Origin of the sequence: Actinomadura rifamycini DSM 43936, from assembly GCF_000425065.1 — a bacterium.
Taxonomy (GTDB): Bacteria; Actinomycetota; Actinomycetes; order Streptosporangiales; family Streptosporangiaceae; genus Spirillospora; species Spirillospora rifamycini.
The window spans coordinates 34,325-59,841 of the sequence record NZ_AULB01000028.1 but is presented as its reverse complement, the minus strand read 5'-3'; the positions used below and the strand labels follow the sequence as shown (position 1 = coordinate 59,841).

The 25,517-nt window shown below is 71.3% G+C and carries 25 protein-coding genes and 1 tRNA gene; 24 read left to right on the top strand and 2 right to left on the bottom strand.

Going from position 1 to position 25,517, the window contains the following annotated elements; translation table 11 throughout:
• Nucleotides 1-14 precede the first annotated feature (14 nt).
• Nucleotides 15-1,103 carry a UDP-N-acetylmuramate dehydrogenase gene (locus H505_RS0125420; protein ID WP_051301148.1) on the top strand — a complete coding sequence of 363 codons (1,089 nt, stop codon included), beginning with the start codon at nt 15-17 and terminating at the stop codon, nt 1,101-1,103.
• A gap of 133 nt (nt 1,104-1,236) precedes the next feature.
• Entirely contained in the window at nt 1,237-1,980 is a 744-nt protein-coding gene (locus H505_RS0125415; RefSeq protein ID WP_199747596.1) for a GntR family transcriptional regulator, read from the top strand.
• Nucleotides 1,981-1,996: 16 nt separating this feature from the next.
• Here the strand turns inward: H505_RS0125415 and H505_RS0125410 are convergent, their stop codons facing one another.
• Nucleotides 1,997-2,956, bottom strand: a complete 960-nt coding sequence (locus tag H505_RS0125410; RefSeq protein WP_051301161.1) for an adenosine deaminase — start codon at nt 2,954-2,956, stop codon at nt 1,997-1,999.
• A gap of 332 nt (nt 2,957-3,288) precedes the next feature.
• On the opposite strand from H505_RS0125410, the gene H505_RS50055 reads away from it, so the two are divergent.
• The 3 genes from H505_RS50055 to H505_RS0125395 all read left to right on the top strand — a co-directional run bounded on the left by H505_RS50055 (nt 3,289) and on the right by H505_RS0125395 (nt 5,750).
• A complete protein-coding gene (locus tag H505_RS50055) occupies nt 3,289-4,386 on the top strand; it encodes a hypothetical protein (protein ID WP_026404235.1) in 1,098 nt (365 codons plus the stop codon).
• 112 nt (nt 4,387-4,498) lie between these two features.
• Complete coding sequence (locus H505_RS0125400) at nt 4,499-5,008, top strand: SigE family RNA polymerase sigma factor (RefSeq protein WP_026404234.1); 510 nt, start codon at nt 4,499-4,501, stop codon at nt 5,006-5,008.
• 1 nt (nt 5,009) lies between these two features.
• The gene (locus H505_RS0125395) at nt 5,010-5,750 is read left to right on the top strand and encodes a hypothetical protein (protein ID WP_026404233.1); all 741 of its coding nucleotides are present in this window, start codon (nt 5,010-5,012) and stop codon (nt 5,748-5,750) included.
• A 51-nt stretch (nt 5,751-5,801) separates the two neighbouring features.
• Here H505_RS0125395 and H505_RS0125390 read toward each other — a convergent pair whose 3' ends face one another.
• Nucleotides 5,802-7,013, bottom strand: a complete 1,212-nt coding sequence (locus H505_RS0125390; protein ID WP_026404232.1) for a pyridoxal phosphate-dependent aminotransferase — start codon at nt 7,011-7,013, stop codon at nt 5,802-5,804.
• A 268-nt stretch (nt 7,014-7,281) separates the two neighbouring features.
• On the opposite strand from H505_RS0125390, the gene H505_RS0125385 reads away from it, so the two are divergent.
• From H505_RS0125385 to H505_RS44260, 19 genes are all read left to right on the top strand, one after another.
• Nucleotides 7,282-7,354 (top strand) — tRNA-Trp (locus H505_RS0125385).
• Between the two features lie 123 nt (nt 7,355-7,477).
• Nucleotides 7,478-7,732 carry a preprotein translocase subunit SecE gene (gene secE / locus H505_RS0125380; RefSeq protein WP_026404231.1) on the top strand — a complete coding sequence of 85 codons (255 nt, stop codon included), beginning with the start codon at nt 7,478-7,480 and terminating at the stop codon, nt 7,730-7,732.
• A 128-nt stretch (nt 7,733-7,860) separates the two neighbouring features.
• Nucleotides 7,861-8,757: a transcription termination/antitermination protein NusG gene (gene nusG, locus H505_RS0125375; RefSeq protein WP_026404230.1), complete on the top strand. Its 897-nt coding sequence runs from the start codon at nt 7,861-7,863 to the stop codon at nt 8,755-8,757.
• A 121-nt stretch (nt 8,758-8,878) separates the two neighbouring features.
• Entirely contained in the window at nt 8,879-9,307 is a 429-nt protein-coding gene (rplK, locus tag H505_RS0125370; RefSeq protein ID WP_026404229.1) for a 50S ribosomal protein L11, read from the top strand.
• Nucleotides 9,308-9,367: 60 nt separating this feature from the next.
• On the top strand, nt 9,368-10,084 hold the full coding sequence (gene rplA / locus H505_RS0125365) for a 50S ribosomal protein L1 (protein WP_026404228.1): 717 nt from the start codon (nt 9,368-9,370) through the stop codon (nt 10,082-10,084).
• 156 nt (nt 10,085-10,240) lie between these two features.
• The gene (locus H505_RS0125360) at nt 10,241-11,152 is read left to right on the top strand and encodes a hypothetical protein (RefSeq protein WP_157433118.1); all 912 of its coding nucleotides are present in this window, start codon (nt 10,241-10,243) and stop codon (nt 11,150-11,152) included.
• Nucleotides 11,153-11,323: 171 nt separating this feature from the next.
• The gene (locus H505_RS0125355; protein WP_233617377.1) at nt 11,324-12,175 is read left to right on the top strand and encodes an SCO4651 family lipoprotein; all 852 of its coding nucleotides are present in this window, start codon (nt 11,324-11,326) and stop codon (nt 12,173-12,175) included.
• 127 nt (nt 12,176-12,302) lie between these two features.
• Nucleotides 12,303-13,175, top strand: coding sequence for an SCO4651 family lipoprotein (locus H505_RS44265; protein ID WP_064743703.1), 873 nt, complete (start codon nt 12,303-12,305; stop codon nt 13,173-13,175).
• Nucleotides 13,176-13,487: 312 nt separating this feature from the next.
• Complete coding sequence (gene rplJ, locus H505_RS0125345; protein WP_026404225.1) at nt 13,488-14,042, top strand: 50S ribosomal protein L10; 555 nt, start codon at nt 13,488-13,490, stop codon at nt 14,040-14,042.
• Nucleotides 14,043-14,094: 52 nt separating this feature from the next.
• Nucleotides 14,095-14,484, top strand: a complete 390-nt coding sequence (rplL, locus tag H505_RS0125340) for a 50S ribosomal protein L7/L12 (RefSeq protein ID WP_026404224.1) — start codon at nt 14,095-14,097, stop codon at nt 14,482-14,484.
• A gap of 599 nt (nt 14,485-15,083) precedes the next feature.
• The gene (locus H505_RS0125335) at nt 15,084-16,154 is read left to right on the top strand and encodes an ABC transporter ATP-binding protein (protein WP_026404223.1); all 1,071 of its coding nucleotides are present in this window, start codon (nt 15,084-15,086) and stop codon (nt 16,152-16,154) included.
• Nucleotides 16,154-17,002 carry an MlaE family ABC transporter permease gene (locus tag H505_RS0125330; protein WP_051301145.1) on the top strand — a complete coding sequence of 283 codons (849 nt, stop codon included), beginning with the start codon at nt 16,154-16,156 and terminating at the stop codon, nt 17,000-17,002. The genes H505_RS0125335 and H505_RS0125330 overlap by 1 nt, the downstream gene beginning before the upstream one ends.
• Nucleotides 17,003-17,851, top strand: a complete 849-nt coding sequence (locus H505_RS0125325; protein WP_026404221.1) for an MlaE family ABC transporter permease — start codon at nt 17,003-17,005, stop codon at nt 17,849-17,851.
• Nucleotides 17,852-17,870: 19 nt separating this feature from the next.
• The gene (locus H505_RS0125320; RefSeq protein WP_051301160.1) at nt 17,871-19,166 is read left to right on the top strand and encodes an MCE family protein; all 1,296 of its coding nucleotides are present in this window, start codon (nt 17,871-17,873) and stop codon (nt 19,164-19,166) included.
• On the top strand, nt 19,163-20,194 hold the full coding sequence (locus H505_RS0125315) for an MCE family protein (RefSeq protein ID WP_026404219.1): 1,032 nt from the start codon (nt 19,163-19,165) through the stop codon (nt 20,192-20,194). The genes H505_RS0125320 and H505_RS0125315 overlap by 4 nt, the downstream gene beginning before the upstream one ends.
• Nucleotides 20,195-21,301, top strand: coding sequence for an MCE family protein (locus H505_RS0125310; RefSeq protein WP_026404218.1), 1,107 nt, complete (start codon nt 20,195-20,197; stop codon nt 21,299-21,301).
• Nucleotides 21,302-21,320: 19 nt separating this feature from the next.
• On the top strand, nt 21,321-22,640 hold the full coding sequence (locus H505_RS0125305; protein ID WP_026404217.1) for an MCE family protein: 1,320 nt from the start codon (nt 21,321-21,323) through the stop codon (nt 22,638-22,640).
• Nucleotides 22,637-24,034, top strand: a complete 1,398-nt coding sequence (locus H505_RS0125300) for an MCE family protein (RefSeq protein ID WP_034519769.1) — start codon at nt 22,637-22,639, stop codon at nt 24,032-24,034. Before H505_RS0125305 ends, H505_RS0125300 begins: the two co-directional genes overlap by 4 nt.
• A complete protein-coding gene (locus H505_RS44260) occupies nt 24,031-25,515 on the top strand; it encodes an MCE family protein (protein ID WP_026404215.1) in 1,485 nt (494 codons plus the stop codon). The genes H505_RS0125300 and H505_RS44260 overlap by 4 nt, the downstream gene beginning before the upstream one ends.
• The last annotated feature ends 2 nt before the right edge of the window (nt 25,516-25,517 follow it).

Below are 25,517 nucleotides of genomic sequence, written 5' to 3'. Positions count from 1 at the left end.
GTGCGGACGCGAACATGCGACGGAGGGATGACGACGTGGCGGTGATCGCCGAAGAGGTGAACCTGGCCGGATACACCACGCTGCGGCTGGGCGGCCCCGCCCGGCGGTTCGTCGAGGCGACCACCGAGGAGGAGGTCGTCGCGGCGGTCCGGGAGGCCGACGAGTCGGGCGAGCCGCTGCTGGTGCTCGGCGGCGGCAGCAACGTGGTGGTGTCCGACGACGGGTTCCCCGGGACGGTCGTGCACGTCGGGACGCGGGGGACCGAGCGCGTCGCCGCCGAAGGCGACCGGGTGCACCTCCGCGTGCAGGCCGGCGAGGACTGGGACCCGTTCGTCGCGCGCTGCGTGTCCGACGGCCTCGCCGGCGTCGAATGCCTCGCGGGGATCCCCGGGCGGGTCGGCGCGACGCCCATCCAGAACGTCGGCGCCTACGGGCAGGACGTCAGCCAGACGATCGTGCGGGTCCGCGCCTACGACCGGCGCGACCGCGCGTGGGTGACGCTCGGACCGGACGAGTGCCGCTTCACCTACCGCAACAGCGTGTTCAAAGGCGACGACCGGTACGTCGTCCTGGACGTGACGTACGCGCTGCGCGAGTCGGAGGAGTCGCAGCCGATCGCGTACGCCGAGCTGGCGCGCAGGCTGGACGTCCGGCCCGGCGAGCGGGTCGCGCTGAAGGAGGCGCGCGACGCCGTCCTGGAGCTGCGGCGCGGCAAAGGCATGGTCCTCGACCCGGCCGACCCCGACACCCGCAGCGCCGGATCGTTCTTCACCAACCCGATCCTGGAGCCCGCGCAGCTCGCCGAGCTGGAGCGGCGCGTCGCCGCGCGCCTCGGCCCCGACGCGGCGTTCCCCCGCTACCCCGAGCCGGACGGGCGCACCAAGACGTCCGCGGCGTGGCTCATCGACCGCGCCGGGTTCGTGAAGGGCCACGGGACGGGCCCGGCCCGCATCTCCGGCAAGCACGCCCTCGCGCTCACCAACCCGGGCGGCGCCCGGACCGCCGACCTCCTCGACCTGGCCCGCGAGGTGCGCGCCGGGGTGCGGGACGCGTTCGGCGTGGAGCTCGTGAACGAACCGGTCCTCGTCGGCGTCGCCCTCTGAGCCGGGCGGCGGCCGCGAGCCGGGCGGGCTTCGGCTCCGCGGGCATCAGGGCGCGGCTTCGCGGGCATGAACAGGACGGGCCCTTTGACGTCCGCGGGGCCCGGCCGCGGCGGGGCCCGTTGGGGAGTGCACCGTGGCCGTCCCCCTGCCCCGGCACACGCCCGGCGCGCCGCCGGGCCCTCGCCCGCCGCCGACTCCCGGTTCGGCCGGGATGCGCCTGCAGCTCGCCGACGAGGTCGCCGCGCGGATCCGCGAACTGATCGTCGACGGGCGGGTCCGGCCCGGGGAGCACCTGCGCCTCGAACGGCTCGCCGCCGAGTTCCGGATCAGCGTCACGCCCGTCCGGGAGGCGCTGAAGTCGCTGCGCGCCGAAGGCTTCGTCGTCCTGGAGCCGCGCCGCGGGTTCGTCGTCGCGCCGCTGTCGAAGCAGGACGTCACCGACCTGTTCTGGGTGCAGGCGGGCATCGCCGCCGAGCTGGCCGCCCGCGCCGCCGCCGCGCTGGACGACGCCGCGCTGGGCGACCTCGACGCGTTCCACCACGCGCTCGAACAGGCCCGGACCGTCCACCGCCCGGACCTGATGGAGCAGCACAACCGCGACTTCCACCGGCGCATCAACGTCGCCGCCGCGTCCCCGAAGCTCGCCTGGTCGATGGGGACGGCCGCCCGGTACGTCCCGCGCGGGATGTTCGGCGACGTCCCCGACTGGCCGCGCCTCGCCGTCCGCGACCACCGCCGCGTCCTGGACGCGCTGCGCGCGGGCGACGGGCCGGGCGCGGGCGCCGAGATGCGCGCGCACGTCCTGCGCGCCGGCGAGCTGCTGGTGGCGCACCTGGAGCGGCGCGGGCGGTGGCGCCCGGACGGGCCCGGCCGGTGAGCGCCCGCAGCCCCGGTCAGTTCGCGTCCGCGAGCCAGGCGTCGATGCCCGCGAGGAGCCGCGCCCGGACGTCGTCCGGTGCGGCCGACCCCCGGATCGACTGCCGCGCCAGCTCCGCGAGCTCCGCGTCGCTGAACCCGTGCTCGGACCGGACGAGCTCGTACTGCCGCGCGAGCCGCGACCCGAACAGCAGCGGGTCGTCGGCGCCGAGCGCGATCGGGACGCCCGCCTCCTGCAGGGCCCGCACCGGGACGTCCGCCGCCGTCGCCGCGACGCCGAGGCCCACGTTCGACGCGGGGCACACCTCCAGCGTGACGCCCCGGCTCGCGATGGCGTCCAGCAGCCGCGGGTCCTCGACGGCGCGCACCCCGTGCCCGATGCGGTCGGCGCCGAGCGTCTCCAGGCACTCCCGGACGCTCGCGGGCCCCAGCAGCTCGCCGCCGTGCGGGTCCGACAGCAGCCCGCCGCGCCGCGCGATCCGGAACGCGCCCTCGAAGTCGTAGGCGCGGCCCCGCCGCTCGTCGTTGGACAGCCCGAACCCGACGACGCCCTGCCCCGCGTACCGGACGGCGAGCCGCGCGAGCGTCTTCGCGTCCAGCGGGTGCCGCGTCCGGTTCGCGGCGATCACCAGCCCGATCCCGACGCCGGTCGCCGCCGACGCCTCCCGCGCCGCGTCGAGCACGAGCTCGACGGTCGGGGTGAGCCCGCCGAACCTCGCCGCGTACCCGCTCGGGTCGACCTGGATCTCCAGCCAGCCCGACCCCTCGGCGGCCTCGTCCTCGGCCGTCTCGCGCAGGAGCCGCCGCAGGTCGTCCGGGGTCTGCAGGACGGAGCGCGCGATGTCGTAGAGCCGCTGGAACCGGAACCAGCCCCGCTCGTCCGTCGCGTGCAGGCGCGGCGGCCAGTCGTCCACGAGGGCGTCCGGCAGGTGCACCCCGTGCAGCCGGGCCAGCTCGACCAGCGTCGAATGCCGCATCGAGCCGGTGAAGTGCAGGTGCAGGTGCGCCTTCGGCAGCAGCGCCGTGTCCGGGCGCGCGGCGCCGCGCGCGACGGGCCTCTCGCGGGCACCCTCGTCGACCGGACGGGCGGGAACGGTACGGGCCTCCATGGACCAATGTTGCCGGATGGCGCGCCGCGGTGACCGTCCGCCCCACCAGGATCATCACTCCGGACTACCTCCCATGACACGCGGCGGCCATCACGCCCCATGGGCATGCCCGAAAAATCTTGTGATTTCCGTGCAACCCTGCTCACCGTCCGTGCGTAGACGAGGGGCGCAAGAGTGTTGCGGGGCAGAAGGGAATCACGATGATCACGCTCAAGGCCGCCCTCGTCGCCGCGTCCGCCGTCGGGACGCTGTCCGTCGGCGGCGGCGTCACGTGGGCCATGGCGGGCGCGGGCTCGGACACCGCCGTGCCCGCGGGCGCGAACGCGTCCGCCCCCGCCGCCGCGCGGGAGGCGGGCGGCGCACCGGCCGCGGCGCCGACCTGCGTCCCGGCTCCCGGCGTGAAGCTGCCCGGGACGGAAGAACTGCGCCGGCAGGACGCACCGAAGGTGCCGACCATCGTCCTGCCCACCGAGGCGACCGAGGCCGCAAAGGCCCGCGCGAGCGAAGCCGCCAAGGGCGCGACGGGCGCGGCGGGTGAAGCCGCCGGAGGTGCGGCGGGCGCTGCGGGCGGAGCCGCCGAAGGCGCGAGGGCCCGCGCGGGCGAAGCCGCCGGAGGCGCGACCGGCGCTGCGGGCGAGGCCGCCGGCGGTGCGACGGGCGCTGCGGGCGAGGCCGCCGGAGGCGCGAAGGCCCGGACGGGTGAGGCCGCCGAGGGCGCGAGGGCCCGCGCGGGCGAGGCCGCCGGAGGTGCGGCCGGGGCCGCCGGGGCTGGGCAGGAGGTCGGGGAGCTGCCCGTGTGTCCGACTGCGGGTGGGGATGTGCCGGTGAGTGCGCCTGCGGGTGCGCCGGACGCGCGGGTTCCCGCGGCGCCCGCCGTGCCCGAGGCGCCGACGCCGCGCCTCGACTGCCGCGACCTCGACCCGGCCGTCCCGGTCGGCGGGCCGGTGGAGAAGGCCCTCGTGCTCACCAAGGGCCTGCGCCACGAGGCGACGTCCCGCGCCGCCCGCGACCTCGGCGGCGAGAAGGTCTGCACGGTCGCCCAGAAGTGGACGGGCGCCGCGGGCCGGTGGCTCGCCGTGCTGGTCGTCGAGGCCCCGTCCGGCGTCACCGGGCAGGAGCTGCGCCGGGGGCTGAAGCTGCCCTTGGGCGGCACGCCCGTCGCCGTCCCCGGGGCGGCCGCGTGGCAGCTTCCGGGCGGGCACGGCGTCCTCGTCCACGAGCGGGACGGCCGCTTCGTGCACGTCCACGGTTCGCCCTCGCTCGGCCAGGTGAAGGACGTCGCGGCCGGGCTGCGCTAGCACCGCCGGCCGGACCCGACCCGAAGACCGGCGGGCGGTCCCGGGCGCCGACCCCGCGGCCCGGGACCGCCCGTCCCCGATGACCGTTACCGCACGAGCCGGACGGAGCACAGTGGGGCGTCGAGACGACGAGTCGTTCGTGGAGTTCGTGGCGGCACGCGGCAACGCGCTGCTGCGCACGGCGGCGCTGCTGTGCGGCGCCGGGCAGGACGCCGAGGACATGCTGCAGACCGCGCTCGAGAAGGCGTACCGGCACTGGGGCAGGCTCGACCCCGACGCCGACCCCGAGCCGTACGTCCGGCGGATCCTGGTGAACCTCATGATCAGCCGGGCGCGGCGGTGGAAGGTGCTGCGCGAGATCCACATGGCCCGGCTCCCCGAGACGCCGGCCGTGTCGCCGCACCACTCCGTCGAGCTGAGAGGGGCGCTGATGGACGAGCTGCGCCGGCTGGGCCCGCGCCAGCGCGCCGTGCTCGTCCTGCGCTTCTGGGAGGACCTCTCGGAGGCGGAGACCGCGCGGGTGCTCGGCTGCTCCGTCGGGACCGTGAAGAGCCAGGCGTCGCGGGGACTCGCCAGGCTCCGCGAACGCCTCGACACGAACCTGGCGCCGATGGGGGGATGACATGGACGTAGAGGACGAACTGCGCCGCGCGATGGCCGAGACGGTCGCGGGCGCGCGGGCGCCGAGGTCGCTCGCCGCGGACGTCCGGCGCCGACACCGCCGCCGCAAGGCCCGGATCCGGACCGCGGCGGCGGTGGCCGGGGCGTCCGTCGCGGCGCTCGCGCTGGTCCCGGCGTACCGGTCGATCCAGCCCGCGCCCGCCGGGGCGCCCGAGGGCGTCGTCCCGTCCGCCGCCGCGTCCGGGGACGGCGCGCCCGAGCGGGTGCCCGCGCCCGCCCCGTCCCGTCCGGCCGAGTCCGGGAAGGGCGGGACGGCGGAGCCGCGGACGCCGCGCCCGTCCACCGGCGCCCCCGACGCCCCGGCCGCCGAGGCGCCGCGCGCCGAGCCGTCCCTGCCCGCGTGGCTCGCCTACCTGCCGGACGGCCTCGACGCCGCGCGCCCGTGCGCCACCGAGCGCGGCACCGCCCGCACCACGACCGTCTGCGAATGGCGCGGCGACCCCGGCTGGGTGCGGATCCGGCTGGTCGAGGGCACCGGCATCGGCGGCCCCGAGGAGCTCGCACCGCCCGTCGGCGTGCCGGTCCGCACGTCCGTCCGGGGGACGCCCGCGCTCGCGGGCGCCGCGCCCGGCTCGGGGCGGCAGGTCTCCTGGCTGCCGCGCGCCGGCCTCGGTGCGACCGTCCAGGCGGGCGGCGCCGCCGCCGGCGACCTCATGCGCATCGCCGAGGGCGTCCGCCCATAGGGAAGGGCCCCGAGCCGGAGCCCGGGGCCCTTCCCTCGTCCGCGCCGGGCCTCAGCCCGCCTCGGACAGCAGCTTCGCGACGCGGGAGACGCCCTCGACGAGGTCGTCGTCGCCGAGCGCGTACGACAGGCGGAAGTAGCCGGGGGTGCCGAACGCCTCGCCCGGCACCAGCGCCACCTCGGCCTCCTCCAGGATCAGCGAGGCCAGCTCCACGGACGTCGCGGGGCGCTTGCCGCGGATCTCCTTGCCCAGCAGCTCCTTGACCGACGGGTACGCGTAGAACGCGCCCTCGGGCTCCGGGCAGAGCACGCCGGGGATGTCGTTCAGCATCTTGACCATCGTGTGGCGGCGCCGGTCGAACGCCTTGCGCATCTCCGCGACGGCGTCGAGGTCGCCCGTCACGGCGGCGAGCGCGGCGGCCTGCGAGACGTTCGCCACATTCGACGTCGCGTGCGACTGCAGGTTCTGCGCGGCCTTCACGACGTCCGCCGGGCCGATCATCCAGCCCACCCGCCAGCCGGTCATCGCGTACGTCTTCGCGACCCCGTTCAGGACGAGCGTGCGGTCCGCGAGCTCCGGCACCACGACGGGCATCGAGTGGAACTCGGCGTCCCCGTAGACGAGGTGCTCGTAGATCTCGTCCGTGATCACCCACAGGCCGTGCTCGTCCGCCCAGCGGCCGATCGCCTCGATCTGGTCGCGGGTGTAGACGGCGCCGGTCGGGTTCGACGGGGAGACGAACAGCAGCACCTTCGTCCGGTCGGTGCGGGCCGCCTCGAGCTGCTCGACGCTCACCCGGTACCCGGTCGTCTCGTCGGCGACGACGTCCACCGGGACGCCCCCGGCGAGCTTGATCGACTCGGGGTAGGTCGTCCAGTACGGGGTGGGGACCAGCACCTCGTCGCCCGGGTCGAGCAGCGCGGCGAACGCCTCGTACACGGCCTGCTTGCCGCCGTTGGTGACCAGGACCTGGGACGGCTCGACCTTCAGGCCCGAGTCGCGCTCGGTCTTCTCGGCGATCGCCGCGCGCAGCTCCGGCAGCCCGCCGGCCGGGGTGTACTTGTGGAACCGCGGGACGCGGCAGGCCGTCACCGCGGCCTCGACGATGTAGTCGGGCGTCGGGAAGTCGGGCTCTCCGGCGCCGAACCCGATGACCGGGCGCCCGGCCGCCTTCAGCGCCTTGGCCTTGGCGTCGACGGCCAGCGTGGCGGACTCGGAGATCGCGGATATGCGCTTGGAGATGCGCGGACGGTCGGTGCTCATACCCCTATCGTTACAGACGCCGGACGGTGACCAGAGCGATATGTTCGGGCCGGTGGGGGCGCGTTCCGCGCGCCGGCCGCGCGTCCGCCGCGACGCCCGCGGCGGGTTTCGGTTCGACGCGGGGGCCGCGGCCACGTAGACTCCTGCGACTAGTGACGCGTCACCGGCTATGAGGCTGTCCGCACGAGCGACCCTCGGGAGGCCGTAAGCTGGTAACCGGCACGAGCTCGGCCACCCGGCCGGGCAGTTCTCCGTCACCGGAGAATGAAGGGCAGTGGCTCAATTGGTAGAGCACCGGTCTCCAAAACCGGCGGTTGGGGGTTCGAGTCCCTCCTGCCCTGCGAGGTGCGGTGCGCGCACCCGTGCCGGCCGCGTCGCGGCGGCCGACGCCGTGACGCGCGAAGGCGCGAACGGCGCGGCGACCACGAGGTGGTCCGAACACGACCGATGGGGTGAACGGCGGCATGGCGACTGAGACGCGCGGCGAGCCCGAGGCCAAGGACGAAGGCAAGGGCAAGCGGAAGAAGGTCGGGAAGCGGACCTCCCCCGCGCTGTTCGTGCGCCAGATCGTCGCCGAGCTGCGCAAGGTCATCTGGCCCACCCGCCGGGAACTGATCACCTACACGACGGTCTCCCTGGTGTTCGTCATCTTCATGGTCGCGCTCGTCTCCGGCGTCGACTGGGGTCTGCAGGAAGGCATCTACGCCATCTTCGGCTGATCCCGCCCCGCGGGGACGACCGCGTCGGGACGACCGGCGCCGGGGCATCCGGGCCGCGCGGCCCGCCGAACGGCCACATGCCGTACCGTCGTACAACCAGTCAGCGCAGACCGAGAGAAAGAGACACCGTGTCCGAGTCCTCACAGCCCTACGACGAGGCCGTGGAAGAGGCCCAGTCCGCTGCGGCTGCTGCGGCCGGCCAGGCGGCCGAGCCCGCCGACGAGGCGGCCGAGGCGGCCGTCACCGCCGGGGAAGGCGAGCCCGCGGACACGAAGCTCGAGGGCGAGGAGCCCCCCGGTCCGGAGGTCGCCGAGGGCGCCGCCGACCTCGCCGCCGAGGTGCGCGCCGAGGACGAGGACGCCGAAGCGGGCGAGGACGCCGAGCCGGGCGAGGAGGGCGAGGAGGCCGAGGCCCCCGCCGGGCCCCCGGCCGACCCGTACGCCGACTTCAAGATGGAGCTGCGGCTCCAGCCGGGCGACTGGTACGTCGTGCACACCTACGCGGGCTACGAGAACCGGGTCAAGACCAACATCGAGACCCGGACGCAGACCCTCAACATGGAGGACTACATCTTCCAGATCGAGGTCCCGCAGCACGAGGTCACCGAGATCAAGCAGGGCAAGCGGCAGAAGGTCAACGAGAAGGTCCTGCCGGGCTACATCCTCGTCCGCATGGACCTCACCGACGAGTCCTGGGCCGCGGTCCGCAACACCCCGGGCGTCACCGGGTTCGTGGGGCTGCTGAACAAGCCGTCCCCGCTGAGCCTGGACGAGGTCGCGAAGCTGCTGGCCCCCGAGCCCGAAGAGGCCGCCGGGGCCGTCAAGACCAAGGAGCCCGCGAAGGCGCAGGCGACCGTCGACTTCGAGGTCGGCGAGTCCGTCACCGTCATGGACGGCCCGTTCGCGACCCTCCCGGCGACGGTCAACGAGATCAACATCGAGGCGCAGAAGCTCAAGGTCCTCGTGTCGATCTTCGGGCGCGAGACTCCGGTCGAGCTGTCCTTCAACCAGGTCTCCAAGATCTGACAGACCCGCCCCGACCAGGGGCGTACAGCGGCTCCCACACGGCGGAATCGTCCCAGCCACCGTGTTGCCCGGAACTCCGGGAGTCGGAGCCATCGAGAAAATGGGACGCGAGGGGTGAGGCATGCCTCCCAAGAAGAAGGTCGCCGCCGTCGTCAAGGTGCAGCTGCAGGCCGGTGCCGCGACCCCGGCGCCGCCGGTCGGTACCGCTCTCGGTCCGCACGGCGTCAACATCATGGACTTCTGCAAGCAGTACAACGCTGCCACGGAGTCCCAGCGCGGCAACGTCATCCCCGTAGAGATCACCATCTACGAGGACCGCTCGTTCACCTTCGTCACCAAGACCCCGCCGGCCGCGCAGCTCATCCTGAAGGCCGCGGGCGTCGAGAAGGGCAGCGGCGAGCCGCACAAGAACAAGGTCGGCTCGGTCACCGCGGACCAGATCCGCGAGATCGCCACCACCAAGATGCCCGACCTCAACGCCAAGGACATCGAGGCCGCCGAGAAGATCGTCGCGGGCACCGCGCGGTCCATGGGCATCGAGGTCAAGTAAGTCCGTCACGTGGGAGGGCCGGGCGCGGCCCGCGACCACGGGTTCCACTGGAGGAACAGCATGAAGCGCAGCAAGGGCTACCGCGCCGCGGCCGAGAAGATCGACCGCGACCGGCTGTACTCGCCGGCCGAGGCCGTGAAGCTCGCCAAGGAGACCGCGGTCACCAAGTTCGACGCGACCGTCGAGGTCGCCCTGCGGCTGGGCGTCGACCCCCGCAAGGCCGACCAGATGGTGCGCGGCACAGTCAACCTGCCGCACGGCACCGGTAAGACCGCCCGCGTGCTGGTCTTCGCCGGCGGCGCGAAGGCCGACGAGGCCCGCGAGGCCGGCGCCGACTTCGTCGGCTCCGACGACATGATCGAGCGGATCCAGGGCGGCTTCCTGGACTTCGACGCGGTCGTGGCGACGCCCGACCAGATGGGCAAGGTCGGCCGGCTGGGCCGGGTGCTCGGTCCGCGCGGCCTGATGCCGAACCCGAAGACCGGCACGGTCACCATGGACGTGGCCAAGGCCGTCTCCGACATCAAGGGCGGCAAGATCGAGTTCCGGGTCGACCGGCACGCGAACCTGCACTTCATCATCGGCAAGGCGTCCTTCGACGAGCGCCTGCTGGTGGAGAACTACGCGGCGGCGATCGAGGAGATCCAGCGGCTCAAGCCGTCGGCCGCCAAGGGCCGGTACGTCAAGAAGGCCGTGCTGACCACGTCGATGGGCCCGAGCATCCCGCTGGACCCGAACGCGGTCCGCAACCTGACGGCGGAGCTCGAGACCGCCTGATCCGTCCGGCGTGATCACAGGGCGTCCCCGCACGGGGGCGCCCTGTGGCGTTTCCGGCGAAAAACCGGGGATTACCGGATATCGGGTCCGGAAATGGCCAAACCGATATGCGAAGACCTTTGTTACCGCCGGGGAACTTGGTGTTGAATCGGGTCCGTGAAGCGTAGAACGGACCGCATCATCGCGATTTCCGCGCTCGGTGCCGTGGCGGTCGTCCCCACGGTCGTCCTGGCGGTGGTGAAGACCGGCGGCGGCCCGGGGCCGGACGCCGGGGCGATGCCGCCCGCCGCCGCCATGGCGGACCGGGAGGCCGCCGGGGAGGGGCCCGGCACGGGAACGCTGTCCCCCTCCGGCGGCGCCGTTCCCGGGTCCGGGACGGGCTCCGGCGCGGGCGCCGGGACCGGTTCGGGCGCGGGCGCGTCCGGCGGCGCCGGGACGGCCGCGGCGGGCGGCGGGAGCGCGGCCGCGAAGGCCGTGCTGCCCGACGAGCAGCCGAAGCCGAGCCCCGATCTGCGCGCGTTCGTCCGCGAGACCGAGGTGAAGCTGACGCACGGGACGGGCGGCGACTACACGCACGCGGCGGAGACCGCGACGTTCACGCTCTTCCCCGAGTTCTCGCTGACCGCGACGGGCGTCACCACCACGGTGAAGGACGGCCAGACGTCCAAGGTGACCGAGAAGGTCATCGTGCAGGACGGCGTCCTGAAGGGGTACGACGGGCAGGAGTGGACGCAGTCCAAGCTGACCCAGGCCCAGTTGACGACGCTGCAGACGCAGTCGGACCCGCGCCAGTTCACGTACCTGATGGCGAGCCTGCCCGACCTGTTCGCCGAGGGACCGGACGCGCAGGGCCGGACGCACTTCCTCGCCGACAGCAGGCTGGGCGACCTGTACGGGCTGCTGCCGCGGCAGGCGGCGGAGCAGATCGGGCGGGTCATCCCGGCGGAGACCGGGGTCGGCGTGGACCTGTGGGCGAACGCCAAGGCGCGTCCGACCTGGATCGGGCTGAAGGCGCAGGCCCCCGGTGGTGCGCTGGACGGGTCGATGACGTTCGGCTCGTACCGCTGACGTCCGGCTCGCGCCTCTGAGGCGTCCCCAGGAGCCCGTTCGTCGTCCGGGGTAACCCCCCCATGGTCGTACTCGTCCGCCGAGCATTCGTACCATCGGGGGATGCCGCGTTTCCGCCGGGCCTACAGACTGGTGGGAACGAGCAGGGCGATCAAGGAGGCTCGAGAACCGATGAACCGACGACTCATGGTCGCCGCCGGCGGAACCGCGATGGGGGCGGTGCTCCTGCTGTCCGGCTGCGGCGGGGACGGGTCGGGCGGCACGGCGGCCAACGTGAATCTCAGCGCGAACGAGGCGCTGCTGGCCTCGTCGAAGGAGACGAGCAAGGCCGACACGTTCCACGCCGACCTGACCGTCACGACCGAGGAGGACGGCGGCGGGAAGATCCGCGCCAACGGGCAGTTCCAGCTGCGGCCGACGCTGAAGTTCTCCGCCGAGCTGGACGAGGCGACGCGGGGCGGGTCGGCGATCCCGGGCCTTCAGGGACGCGCCGTCTACACCGGTGACATGCTGTACGCGAAGGTCCCGCAGCTCGCCCGGTTCGTCGCCGGCGGCAAGCCGTGGGTGAAGATCGACGTGAACCGGGTCGCGCAGCAGAACGGCTTCGACGTCCGGCAGCTCATCGACCAGGTGCGCAAGGTGAACCCGGCCGAGCAGACGAAGATGCTCACCGGCTCCGAGGACGTCCGCCGCGTCGGCACCGAAGAGGTCAACGGCGTCGAGACGACGCACTACGCGGGCACCGTCACCGTCCAGGACGCGCTCAGCCGCCTCGACGCGGAGGCGCGCGAGGAGGCGAAGCGGCACATGCCGCAGGACGCCGACGCGACGATCGAGTTCGACCTGTGGACCGACGGCGACAACCTGCCGCGCAAGCTCGAGACGGACGTGAAGGGCGACCAGGGGCACGCGGGCAAGGTGACGGTCGTCTACAGCGAGTACGGCGAGTCGGTGTCGGTGAACCCGCCGCCGGCCGAGCAGGTCGGGACGCTCTCGCTGGAGTCGTTCCTCGGCGGCAGCTGACCGATTCTTACGGAAATTCCCAGTTCGACGCGAACTTGACGGGGGTCTCCGGCGTCATAAGGAAGAAGTAAAGAGCGGTCCGGCCCCGGGTCGGGCCGCTCTTCGACGACGCAAGGAGATCGTGAAGATGATCCGTCGGTTCGCCGTGGGGACCGCGTTGGTCACCAGCCTGACCCTCTCGCTCACCGGCTGTCTCGGCGATGCCGGCGACAAGGTGAGCCAGGCGGGCGAGAACCTGAAGCTGAGCGCCGCGCAGGTGCTCGGCAAGAGCGCCGAGAAGACCGGCCAGATCGACAGCTTCCAGGCCGACTTCGACATGAACGTCTCGGCCCCCGACGGGAACGTCAAGGCGTCCGGCGCCATGCAGTACCAGCTCAAGCCCGAGCTGGCGTACAGCATGAAGTACAACGAGATGTCCGTCGGCGGCCAGTCCATGGGCGGCATGGAGCAGCTGCTCGTCGGCCGCACCATGTACATGAAGATGCCGATGCTCTCGGAGCTGCCCGGCGCCTCCGCGAAGCCGTGGATCAAGATCTCCCTCGAGGAGGCCGGACGCGCGGCCGGGCTGAACATCGACCAGATGCTGCAGCAGTCGCAGCAGATGGACCCGGTGGCGAACATGAAGAAGCTGACCGCGTCCAAGGACGTCCGCGAGGTCGGCAAGGAGAACGTGAACGGCGTCGAGACGACGCACTACTCGGGCTCGTACAACATGGCGGACGCCATCGCGGAGCTTCCCGCGGACCAGCAGGAGGCGGCCCGCGCGGCCATCGCCCAGACCGGCATGGAGTCGATGAAGTTCGACGTGTGGGTCGACGGGCAGCAGCTCCCGCAGAAGATGGCGATGTCGACGCCGTCGTCGGCCGCGGGCGCGATGACGATGACGATGACCTACCGCGACTACGGCAAGCCGGTGCAGGTCACGGCGCCGCCCGCGAACCAGGTCACCGACATGGCGGAGATGATGCAGGGGCTGGGCGGCGGCCTCGGCGGAAGCTGACCGCACGGGATTCCGACCCGGATCGAGGGGGCCGCGCCGGAGGGCGCGGCCCCCTCGCCGTTGCGCGACGCGCCGATTTGGTCTAAGGGCGTCTCTGCGCGTAGTCTGTTTCCTGCCGAAGACCGCCGGTCGCCGCCCGCTCACGGGCGGCCGAAGGACCCGAAGAGATTCGGGCGGCCCGCGTAGGTGAGACGAGAGCTTCCGCATGGCCTCCGCGTCATGCTCACGCCCCGTGCGCCTGCGCCGGGGCGTTCCCTTTTCCGAGACCTTTTTCGCCCCGGCGGCTTCCCCAAGGTAATCGGAAGGAGGGCCATGGCCAAGGACCACAAGGATGCGGCCATCGCCGAGCTCAAGAGCGAGTTCGAGAGCTCGAACGGCGCCGTGCTGACCGAGTACCGCGGGCTGTCGGTCGCGCAGGTCACCGAGCTGCGCGGCAACCTCGGCGAGGTCGCACGTTTTCGCGTTGTGAAGAACACGCTGACCAAGCGCGCCGCGAACGAGGCCGGTGTCGACGAGCAGTTCCGCGAGCTGCTCGAGGGCCCGTCGGCCATCGCGTTCGTCCGGGGCGACGTGGTCGAGGCCGCCAAGGGCCTGCGCGACTTCGCCAAGGCGAACCCGGCGCTGGTGATCAAGGGCGGCTACATCGACGGTCAGTCGATGGACGCCGCGCAGATCACGAAGCTGGCCGACCTGGAGTCTCGCGAGGTGCTCCTCGCGAAGCTGGCCGGCGCGATGAAGGGCTCCATGGCGAACGCCGCGGGCCTCTTCAACGCCCTGCCGACGCAGGCGGCCCAGCTCGCCGAGGCGCTGCGCGCCAAGCGCGAGGGCGAGGGCGAGAGCGCCCCCGCCGAGGCGTCCGCCGAATAGGCACCCGCGGTTCCGTACACCCCAGTTTTTCAGCCATAGCGGAGGAAACATCATGGCGAAGCTCAGCACCGACGAGCTGCTCGACGTCTTCAAGGAGATGACCCTTCTCGAGCTCTCCGAGTTCGTGAAGCAGTTCGAGGAGGTCTTCGACGTCAAGGCCGCCGCGCCGGTCGCCGCCGTCGCGGCCGCCCCGGGCGCCCCCGGCGCTCCGGCCGAGGAGGCCCCGGCCCAGGACGAGTTCGACGTCATCCTCGAGGGCGCCGGCGACAAGAAGATCCAGGTCATCAAGGAGGTGCGCGCGCTCACCAGCCTCGGCCTGAAGGAGGCCAAGGACCTGGTCGACGGCGCGCCGAAGCCGCTGCTGGAGAAGGTCAACAAGGAGACCGCCGACAAGGCCAAGGAGGCCCTGGAGAAGGCGGGCGCCTCGGTCACCGTCAAGTAAGACGGTCCACCTTCGCACCGGAGCCGTGCGGCTCGGCTCCACCGCGTCACGGAAGGCGGTCACCCGTTCGGGTGGCCGCCTTCTCGCATGTCCGGCTTCGGACGCGGGCCGGCCTTGTCGGCGGCTGCGCAACCGTGCTGGTCAGGGGATTCGTTTCCTGTGCCGAGGTGATAAAGGGCCGCCGCAAACCGTGTGCCACGGCGGGTTGTGCAGGTCACATACCGGGGCGTAGCGTCCCGTTCTGGTGCTGTGGCCCCACCGGGCCGCTCCCGTAACGACCGCCCGTCGGGCAACAGCGGACGGCCGGGCCGTGACCCCCGGCTTGAGGAGCCGGTTCTTGGACCACTAGTCTCATAGGCGATGTAAGTAACGATTGTCTTACGACGTCGCATTTGGCCACTGATCTGGTCCGGTACCTCTTCCATTTGCCCGGGAGGTCGCTACGGTAGTGGCACCCGTCGCGGCTACCGGACGGTAGCAAGGAGACGGGCACGCGGTGTGACGACAGAGCCTCGGTAAGACAGCCTCGGTAAGACAGAGCCTGAGTACTACTCGCTCATTGGTTCGGGATTCCCCCCGGCCTGGACGAAAGGTGACGAGTGGGCGTCGAGATCAGAGTTGAGGGCCTGACCAAGTCCTTCGGCCGCCAGGTGATCTGGCAGGACGTGTCGCTGACCATTCCCGCAGGGGAGATCTCCGTTCTCCTCGGCCCATCCGGCACCGGCAAGTCGGTCTTCCTGAAGTCCCTCGTCGGGCTGCTCAAGCCGGACCGCGGGCACATCTGGATCGGCGACCGGGACCTGCCCAACCTGCCCGAGTCGCAGTTGTACGAGACGCGGAAGCTGTTCGGTGTCCTCTTCCAGGACGGCGCCCTCTTCGGCTCGATGAACCTGTTCGACAACATCGCGTTCCCGCTGCGCGAGCACACCAAGAAGTCCGAATCCGAGGTCAAGCGAATCGTCCTCGAGAAGATGGAACTGGTGGGTCTGCTCGGCGCCGAGTACAAACTTCCCGGCGAGATCTCCGGCGGTATGAAGAAGCGCGCCGGCCTGGCCCGCGCGCTGGTGCTGGACCCGGAGATCCTGCTGGTGGACGAGCCGGACTCCGGCCTCGACCCGGTGCGCACCGCGTTCCTGAACCAGGTGTTCATCGACCTCAACGCGCAGATCAACGCGACGTTCCTGATCGTCACCCACGACATCAACACCGCCCGGACCGTCCCGGACAACATCGGCCTGCTGTACCAGCGGAACCTGGCGATGTTCGGGCCGCGGGAGATGCTGCTGTCGAGCGAGGAGCCGGTCGTCCGGCAGTTCCTCAACGCGAGCAAGATCGGCCCGATCGGCATGTCGGAGGAGAAGGACGCCTCCGAGCTGGAGGCCGAGGCGAAGATGGGCCACGACCCGGGCAAGCTGCCGCCGATCCCGCCGCAGCAGATGCCGACGAACGGCCTGCTGCGCGCGGGCCAGCACGCGCCCGGCGCGTGGTGCGCCGCGCACGGCGTCGTCCCGCCGCCCGGGTCGTTCATCGACGACCTGGGCCGCAACTGGGTCGAGGAGTGGCCGCGGTACGTGGCGTCGCTGTCGACGGCCGGCGGCGTGCCCGCCGCGCCCGGCCAGTTCCCGGGCGGTCCGCCGCCGGGGCAGTACGGGGCGGGTGCGAAGTACTGATGTCCACTCCTGGTATCGGCGCGGACCAGGGCGGTGAGAAGAGCACTTCGTCCCGTGTGTCGCTGCGCAAGATCGGCGACGGCGCGACGAACGTCGCGGTCCGGGAGCCGGGGCGGTTCTTCGCCCTCTGCCTGGACACGGGCCGCGCGATGTTCCAGTGGCCGTTCCAGTGGCGCGAGTTCATCCAGCAGGCCTGGTTCATCGTCAGCGTCACGGTCGTCCCGACGATGCTGGTCGCGATCCCGTTCGGCGGCGTGCTGTCGCTGCAGGTCGGGGGGCTGATCCGGCAGCTCGGCGCGCAGTCCTACACGGGCGCGACGGCGGTCGTGGCGATCGTCCGCGAGGCGAGTCCGCTGGTGACGTCGCTGCTGATCGCGGGCGCGGCCGGATCGGCGATGTGCGCGGACCTCGGGTCCCGGAAGATCCGCGAGGAGATCGACGCCATGGAGGTGCTGGGGATCAACCCCCTGCACCGCCTGGTCGTCCCGCGGATGCTGGCGTGCGCGTTCGTGGCGCTGTTCCTGAACGGCCTGGTGTCGGTGGTCGGCCTGATGGGCGGCTACGTCTTCAACGTCATGCTGCAGGACGGGACGCCGGGCGCGTATCTGGCGTCGTTCAACGCCATTGCGCAACTACCCGACCTGCTGCAGGCGGAGTTCAAGGCGTTCGTCTTCGGAATCACCGCCGGCCTTGTCGCCGCCTATAAGGGGCTGAACGCAAAGGGAGGCCCGAAGGGCGTGGGGGACGCGGTCAACCAGACCGTGGTCATCACCTTCATGCTCCTGTTCGTGGAGAACTTCCTGATCTCCACGCTGTACTTCCAGTTCGTTCCGTCGAAGGGCATGTAGATGGCGGCCCCAGGCAAGACGGGGAAGGCCGTCTCCCGTGCGGTGAACGCACCCCTGCAGCGACTGGACGACTTCGGGCACCAGCTGTCGTTCTACCTGCAGGCGTTCGCGTGGACGTTCCGGGCGCTGCGCCGGTACCGCACCGAGGTGATGCGGCTGCTGGCCGAGGTGAGCCTCGGCACCGGCGGGCTCGCGGTGATCGGCGGCTCGGTGGTGATCGTCGGCTTCATGACGTTCTTCACCGGCAGCCAGGTCGGCCTCCAGGGATTCGAGTCGCTGGACCAGATCGGGACGGCCGCGTTCACCGGGTTCGTCGCGTCGTACTTCAACACCCGGGAGATCGCGCCGCTGGTGTCGGCGCTGGCGCTGTCGGCGACGGTCGGGTGCGGGTTCACCGCGCAGCTCGGCGCGATGCGGATCTCCGACGAGATCGACGCGCTGGAGGTCATGGCCGTCCCGTCGGTGCCGTTCCTGGTGACGACGCGGATGATCGCCGGGATGATCGCGGTGATCCCGCTGTACATCGTGGGCCTGCTGGCGTCGTACGGCGCGACCCGGATCGTCGTGACGACGTTCTACGGGCAGTCGACCGGCACCTACGACCACTATTTCGACTTGTTCCTACCGCCGAACGACATCCTGTGGTCGTTCGGAAAAGTGATCGTCTTCTCCGTCCTGGTGATGCTGATCCACTGCTACTACGGCTACAACGCGAGCGGCGGTCCGGCCGGCGTGGGCGTCGCGGTGGGCCGCGCGGTGCGGACCAGCCTCGTCGTGATCAACGTGGCGGACCTGATGCTCGGCATGGCGATCTGGGGCACCGACACGTCGGTGCGGATCGCGGGGTGAGGGCGCGATGACCGAACGGATGCGACTGCGTCTGCTGGGCGTGACGATGGTCGTGGTGATCCTCCTCGCGCTGGCTCTGACGGTGGCGTTCTACAACAAGGCGTTCCGGCCGGTGGTGAACGTGAAGGTCTCCGCCGAGCGGGTGGGGCTGCAGCTGCTGCCGCACTCGGACGTCAAGGTGCGGGGCCTGATCGTCGGCGAGGTGCGCGACACCGAGGTGACCGACGACGGCGCCGTCCTGCACCTGGCGCTGGACCCGGACAAGGCGGAGCTGATACCGCGGAACGTCCAGGCGCGGATGCTGCCGAAGACGCTGTTCGGCGAGAAGTACGTGTCGCTGGAGATGCCCGCGCAGCCGGGGCCGACCGGTCTGACGGACGGCATGACGATCCAGCAGGACCGGTCGCGCGCGGCGGTCGAGGTGAACCGGCTGCTGGACGACCTGCTGCCGCTGCTGCAGGCGGTGAAGCCGGCGGAGCTGAACACGACGCTGAACGCGCTGGCGACGGCGCTGCAGGGCCGCGGCGACCAGCTCGGCGAGAACCTGGAGCAGGCCGACGCGCTGCTGCAGAAGATCAACCCGGAGCTGGGGACGCTGGTCGAGGACCTGCACGGCCTCGCGGACGTCGCGGACGTCTACAACGCCGCGGCGCCCGACCTGCTGCAGACCCTCCGGAACCTGAACGTGACGAGCCGGACGATCACCGACAAGGAGCGGACGATCGAGCAGCTCATCCCCGCGGTGACGGCGCTGTCGGAGGACGGGAACACGTTCATGCGGCAGAACGGCCCGAAGATCATCGGGGTGAACATCGCGAACCGGGACGTGCTGCAGATCGTCGCGAAGTACTCGCCGGCGATGCCGTGCGTCCTGGAGGGCCTCATGGAGGCCAAGCCGGAGCTGGAGCGGGTCGGCGGCGGCGGCGGGTCGAAGACCTACAACCTGACGATCGAGATCGTGAAGCCGCGGCCGGCGTACACGTACCCGCTGGACAAGCCGGAGGCCCGGGACCACCGGAACCCGCGCTGCTACGGGATCCCGAACTCGAAGGTCCCCTTCCCGGACTACCTGGCGCTGGACGGCACGCAGGACGACCTGTGGTGGAAGAACCCCGACCCGGCGAACGCCGGCGCGGCGGGGAACCGGGGCCGCGCGGTGTCGAACGTGTTCGTCGAGCCGGGCTCCGGTGACGACAACGAGACGATCAAGAACATCGTCGCGCCGCTGACCCGGACGCCGTCCGACGAGCTGTCGGACATGTCGGCGCTGATGTTCGGGCCGCTGCTGCGGGGATCGGTGGTGACGGTCGAGTGAAGACGACGGGCGCGGCGGTCAAGCTGGGGATCTTCGTGGTCCTCACCTCGCTGACCACGGGCGTGCTGGCGATGACGATCTCGAACCTGCGGTTCGGTCCGTCGGAGACCTACAAGGCGGTGTTCTCGGACGTCACCGGGCTGCTGGAGAACGACGACGTGCGCGTCGCGGGCGTGCGGGTCGGGCAGGTCGAGGACATCGAGCTGCACAAGGGCAAGCAGGCGCTGGTGACGTTCAGCGTCGACAGCGACGGGGTGTTCCGGGCGGGGCTGCCGAAGTCCACCCAGGCGCACATCCGGTACCGGAACCTGATGGGGCAGCGCTACCTCGCGCTGACCGACGGGGCCGGGCAGGCGAACCAGTTCCTCGACCCGGGCGACACGATCCCGCTGGCGCAGACCAAGCCGGCGCTGGACCTGACCGTCCTGTTCAACGGGTTCCGGCCGCTGTTCCGGGCGCTGGAGCCGCAGGACGTCAACACCCTCGCGATGCAGATCATCAAGGTGCTGCAGGGCGAGGGCGGGACGATCAACAGCCTGCTGCGGCACACGGCGTCGCTGACGAACACGCTCGCGGACCGGGACGCGGTGATCGGCCGGGTCATCGAGAACCTCAACGAGGTGCTCGGCACGATCGACTCGCGGCACGAGCAGGTCAACAAGATGGTCGTGGACCTGCGGAGCTTCGTCAGCGGGCTGTCCCACGACCGTGAGGCGATCTTCGAGTCGGTCGAGGCGATCAACGGGCTGGAGTCGGCGACGGCGGGCCTGCTGCGGGACACCCGGCCGGACATCAAGGACGACATCGCGGGGCTGCGGAAGCTCACCGGGACGCTCGACGACCACAGCGCGACCCTCGACAAGGGGCTGCAGCGGACGCCGCGGCGGCTCGAGGAGCTGCTGAACATCTCGTCCTACGGGTCCTGGTTCAACATGTACGTCTGCGGTCTCGACGCGCGGGTGCGGCTGCCGGGCGGACCGGTCTACCAGACACCGGCGATCGTGAACGAGAACGCGAGGTGCAAGTAGATGAGGATTCCGTTCCGGGAGCGAAACCCGGTCCCCATCGGCCTCTCCGCGTTCGCGGTCATCATCGTCGCGCTGCTCGTGGTGATGAACCTGGAGAGGATCCCGTTCGTCACCGGAGGGACGACCTACACGGCGTCGTTCCGAGAGGCCGCGGGGCTGAAGCCGGACGAGGAGGTCCGCATCGCGGGCGTCAAGGTCGGCCAGGTTCGCGCGGTCGAGCTCGACGGCGACAAGGTGAAGGTCACGTTCCGGGTGGACGACGGCGTGAAGCTGGGCGACCGCACCGAGGCCAGCATCAAGATCAAGACGCTGCTGGGCGCGCACTACCTCGGGCTGTCGCCGAACGGGTCGCGGCCGATGAAGGCGCACATCCCGCTGGAGCGGACGCACACGCCGTTCGAGGTCGTCCCGGCGATCAGCGAGCTGGGCGAGCGCGTCGGGCAGATCGACGTGCAGCAGGTCGCGAAGTCGTTCGACGTGCTGTCGACGACGTTCGCGAACTCGCCGGACGAGGTGAAGGCGTCGCTGCAGGGCCTGCGGCGGCTGTCGGACACCATCTCGTCCCGCGACGACGAGCTGCACGAGCTGGCCGACCGGGCCCGCAGCGTGTCGGGCCTGCTCGCGGACCGCAACAAGGACTTCGAGAAGCTCGTCCAGGACGGCGACCGGCTGCTGGCGGCCGTCCAGGCGCGGCGCGAGGTCATCCACCGGCTGCTGGTGAACACCGTCCAGCTGTCCCAGCAGGTCAACGCGCTGATCAACGAAAACCAGGCGCAGCTCAAGCCGATGCTGGACAACCTGGAGCAGGTCAACCAGGTGCTGCTGAAGAACCAGAAGAACCTGGACCGGATCCTGCAGATGTTCGGGCCGTTCGCCCGCCAGTTCGCGGACGTCACCGGCACCGGCCGCTGGTTCGACGCCTACCTGCAGAACCTCATCCCGATCCCGGCGGCCATCGACGACTCGAACGCCGGGACGAAGAGCCAGGGCGGCCACGGCGCCGCGCGGAACGGCACCCCGAACGGCGCTCAGAACGGCCAGAACCAGACCAGGCAGGGCCAGAACGGCCAGAACCAGGGCGACAGCCCGCTCCCCTTCCTCCCGTGACAGCAGGCAGGTACCGGTAGTGCGAAACTCGGCAACGATTCTCCGCCTCGGCGGCGCGATGCTCGCCGTCGCGGTGCTGGTCGCCGCGCTCGTCCTGCTGTTGCAGGAGCCGAAGCAGCGGCACATGACCGCGTACTTCACCAAGGCCGTCGGCCTCTACGCCGGCGCGGACGTCCGCATCCTCGGCATCAAGGTCGGGGAGGTGGAGCGGGTCGACCCGGTCGGCGACTCGGTCCGGGTGCGGCTGCGCTACGACGCCAAGTACAAGATCCCGGCGAACGCGCAGGCCGTCATCGTCAACCAGACGCTGGTCGCCGACCGGTACGTCCAGCTCACGCCCGCCTACAAGAACGGGCCGGTGCTGAAGGACGGCGCGACGCTGACGACGAGCCGGACGGCCGTCCCCGTGGAGGTCGACTCGATCAGCGGCAGCCTGAACGAGCTGAGCGAGGCGCTCGGCCCGCAGGGCGCCAACGCGCCGGGCGCGACGGGCGAGGGCTCGCTGTCGCGGCTGCTGCGGGTCGGCGCGGAGAACCTGCAGGGCCAGGGCGACGACATCAACGAGACGATCAAGAACACGTCGGAGATGCTCGGCACGCTGAGCACCGACCGCGAGGACGTCGCGAAGACGATCGAGAACCTGCGGATCATCACCGACGCGATGAAGCGGAACGACCAGCAGATCAAGTCGTTCACCACCCGGCTCAACTCGGTCTCCGGGCAGCTGTCCCAGGAGAAGGAGGAGCTGAGCGCGGCGCTGAACACGCTGGGGCCGACGCTGCGGAACGTCGAGACGTTCGTGAAGGAGAACCGCGGGCAGCTGTCCGACAACGTCGAGCAGCTCGCGCAGATCACCGGCGTCCTGGTGAAGGAGAAGGAGGCGCTGGCCGAGATCCTCACGGCCGGCCCGCTCGCCATCAACAACCTGGCCCGCGCGTACGACCCGATCAGCGGCACCATCCACAACCGGGCCGACCTGCGCCAGTTCAACAACCTGGCCGACTGGGTGTGCTCGCTGGCGTACTCGGTCGGGACGCCCGCCGACCAGTGCCTCGACTTCGTCGAGCCCTACAACGGCATCGGCCAGGCACTGGGCGGCCTCCACCTGGACCTGTCGTGGATCACGGCGCTGACCACGCACTACGACCCGGTCCCGATCCCGCCGGACGCCTACGGCCCGAACGACCCCGAGAACCCGAACCGGGGCGGCGCCCGGACGAACGCGCAGCCGAACAAGGCGCGGACCAACGCGCAGGGCGGCGCGCAGGGCGGCGCCCAGGGGAACGCGGCCCACGCGCCGCAGGGACTCTCCGCACTGCTGCCTGGAGGTGGCCGATGAGCAGGACACGGCCCGTGCGCGGCGCGCGGCGCCGGGCGCGGCTGCTCGGCGCGGCGGCGCTGGCCGGCGTGACGGCGCTGTCGGGCTGCTCGTTCGACGGCGTGGCGTCGCTGCCGCTGCCCGGCGGCCCCGACCTCGGCGACGACCCGCAGACCTTCAAGGTCGAGTTCGCGAACGTGCTGGACCTCGTCCCGCAGTCGGTGGTCAAGGTCAACGACGTGTCGGTCGGCCAGGTCGAGAACATCGAGCTGGCCGGCGGCGAGGGCGGCTGGCGCGCGGTCGTCACGGTCGCGGTCCGCAAGGACGTCGAGCTGCCCGACAACGCGAACGCGCGGATCTCGCAGACGAGCCTGCTCGGCGAGAAGTTCGTGGACCTGTCGCCCCCGGCGAACGAGCCGCCGCGCGGCCGGCTCGGCACGGGCGACGTGATCCCGCTGGCCCGCACCGCGCAGGGCACCGAGATCGAGCAGGTGCTGTCGGCGATGTCGCTGCTGCTGAACGGCGGCGGCCTGGAGCAGGTCTCGACGATCAGCCACGAGCTGCAGGCCGCGATGGGCGGCCGCGAGGCGACGATCAAGTCGGTGCTGAACCGGGTGAACGTGTTCGTCGGCACCCTCGACCAGAACCGGGACGCCATCACGCGGGCGCTCGACAGCCTCGACCGGCTCACGGCGAAGCTGTCGGCCGAGCGGAAGACGATCCAGGACACGGTCGACGAGACCGGTCCCGCCATCGCGGTGCTGGAGCAGAACCGCGAGGACCTCACCGAGATGCTCGTCGCGCTGGACAAGCTCAGCCGCACCACCACGAACGTGATCAATCGGTCGCACCAGGACCTGGTCGGGAACCTCAAGCAGCTCGACACGATCCTCCAGAACCTGAACAAGGCGGGTTCCGACCTGCCGAACGCGCTGGAGATGCTGATCACCTACCCGTTCCCGACGACGTTCGAGAACGTCATCGAGGGCGACTACGGCAACGTCCACCTGACCGTCGACCTGGACTTCGAGTCCCTCGCGCAGAACCTCCTGGGCGGCACCGACCTGGAGAGCTCGCTCGGCAGCGGGCAGGAGATGCGCAAGATGATCCAGGTGCCGAACCTGACGCTGCCGGACGCGCCGCTGGGCGTCCTCCCGCCGGACGGCGCCGCCGGCGCGGCGGGCGGGACGCGCCAGAAGCCCGGCGGCGGGGGCGGCGCCCCCGGCGGCTCGACCCCCGCGCCGACACCGGACGCGACGCCCACCGGGGAGAAGACCCCCGGCACCGGCGGCGAGAAGAAGGACAAGGACGGCGGGGACTTCTGGGACCTCTTCGGCGGCGGCGAGAACCGCCCCGGGGCGTTCGGTCAGCGGCCGAGCGGTCTGTCGACCCTGATGACGGGGGGCCTGTCGTGATCCTCAAGCGCGGCGTCAAAGTCCAGCTGATCGCCTTCGTGCTGATCACGATCATCGGCGTGTCGGTCGTGTCGGTGAAGTACATCGGCTTCGGCCGCGAGATGCTCGGCCGGCAGTACACCGCCTACGTCGACCTCACCGACTCCGGCGGCATCTTCACCAACGCCGAGGTCACCTACCGCGGCGTGCCCGTCGGCCGGGTCGGCCCGATCAGGCTGACCGACTCCGGCATCAAGGTCGAGCTGGAACTGGAGCGCGGCGAGCGGATCCCGCGGCAGGGCATCACGGCCGTCGTCGCGAACCGCTCCGCCGTCGGCGAGCAGTACATCGACCTGGTGCCGTCCGGGAAGAACGGCCCGTACCTCGACGAGGGCGACCCGTACACGATCCCCAAGGAGCGCACGAAGCTGCCGGTCTCCACGGCCGAGCTCCTGCAGAACGTCGACGCCCTCGTCACCTCCGTGAACACCCGGGACCTCGGCATCGTCATCGACGAGCTGAACCAGGCGTTCACCGGAACCGCCGAGGACCTCCAGCAGATCCTCGACGACACCGACCGGATCCTGGACACCGCCGACGAGGCGTACCCGGACACCAAGAAGCTCCTCGACAACAGCCTGACCGTCCTGGACACCCAGCGGAGCCAGGGCGCGAACATCCGGGGTTTCGCCCGGAACCTGAACGAGCTGAGCTCGTCCATCCGCGACGACGACAAGGCGCTGCGGCGGACGATCGACGCCGCGCCGGGCGCGGTGAACCAGACCCACCAGGCCATCAACCAGCTGTCCCCGACGCTGCCGGTGCTGCTGGCGAACCTCACCACCACCGGGCAGATCATCACGACCCGCCAGGCGGGCCTGCGGTCGCTGTTCATCCTCTACCCGGTGACCGTCGCGGGCCTGCCCACGGTCATGCCCGGCGACGGCACCCAGCACATGGGCCTGGTGCTGAACATCAACTCGCCGCCCAACTGCACCAAGGGCTACGAGAAGACCGACCAGCGGTGGCCGCAGGACACCGAGCACAAGAAGCCCAGGCTCGACGTCGGGTGCGCCGAGCCGCACGACTCCGAGAAGGCCGTCCGCGGCGCCCGCAACTTCCCGCCCGAGGCCCTGGTGCCCGCGCCGAAGCTGCCCGAGGGCGCGACCGCGGGCGCCGGGTTCCCGACGGGCGGCTCCGGTTCGGACGGCGGTTCCGGTTCGGACGCCGCGTCCGCCGCGGGCTCGTCCGGCGGCTCCGGCGGGACGTCGGACGCCACCGGGAAGGCCGCGGAATCGTCCGGCGGCGCGATGCTGGCGAACGGGCAGCTCTACATGTCATATCCGGCCGATTCGGTGAAATTCGCTGGATACGATCCTTCGACCGGCGCGGTCTACGGCGCCGACGGCAAGCGATACGTCATGCCCCGCACCGCAGGTTCGCGGGAGTTGGGAGAGGAATCATCGTGGAAGTGGCTCCTGCTCGGACCTCTGAGCCAGTGAGG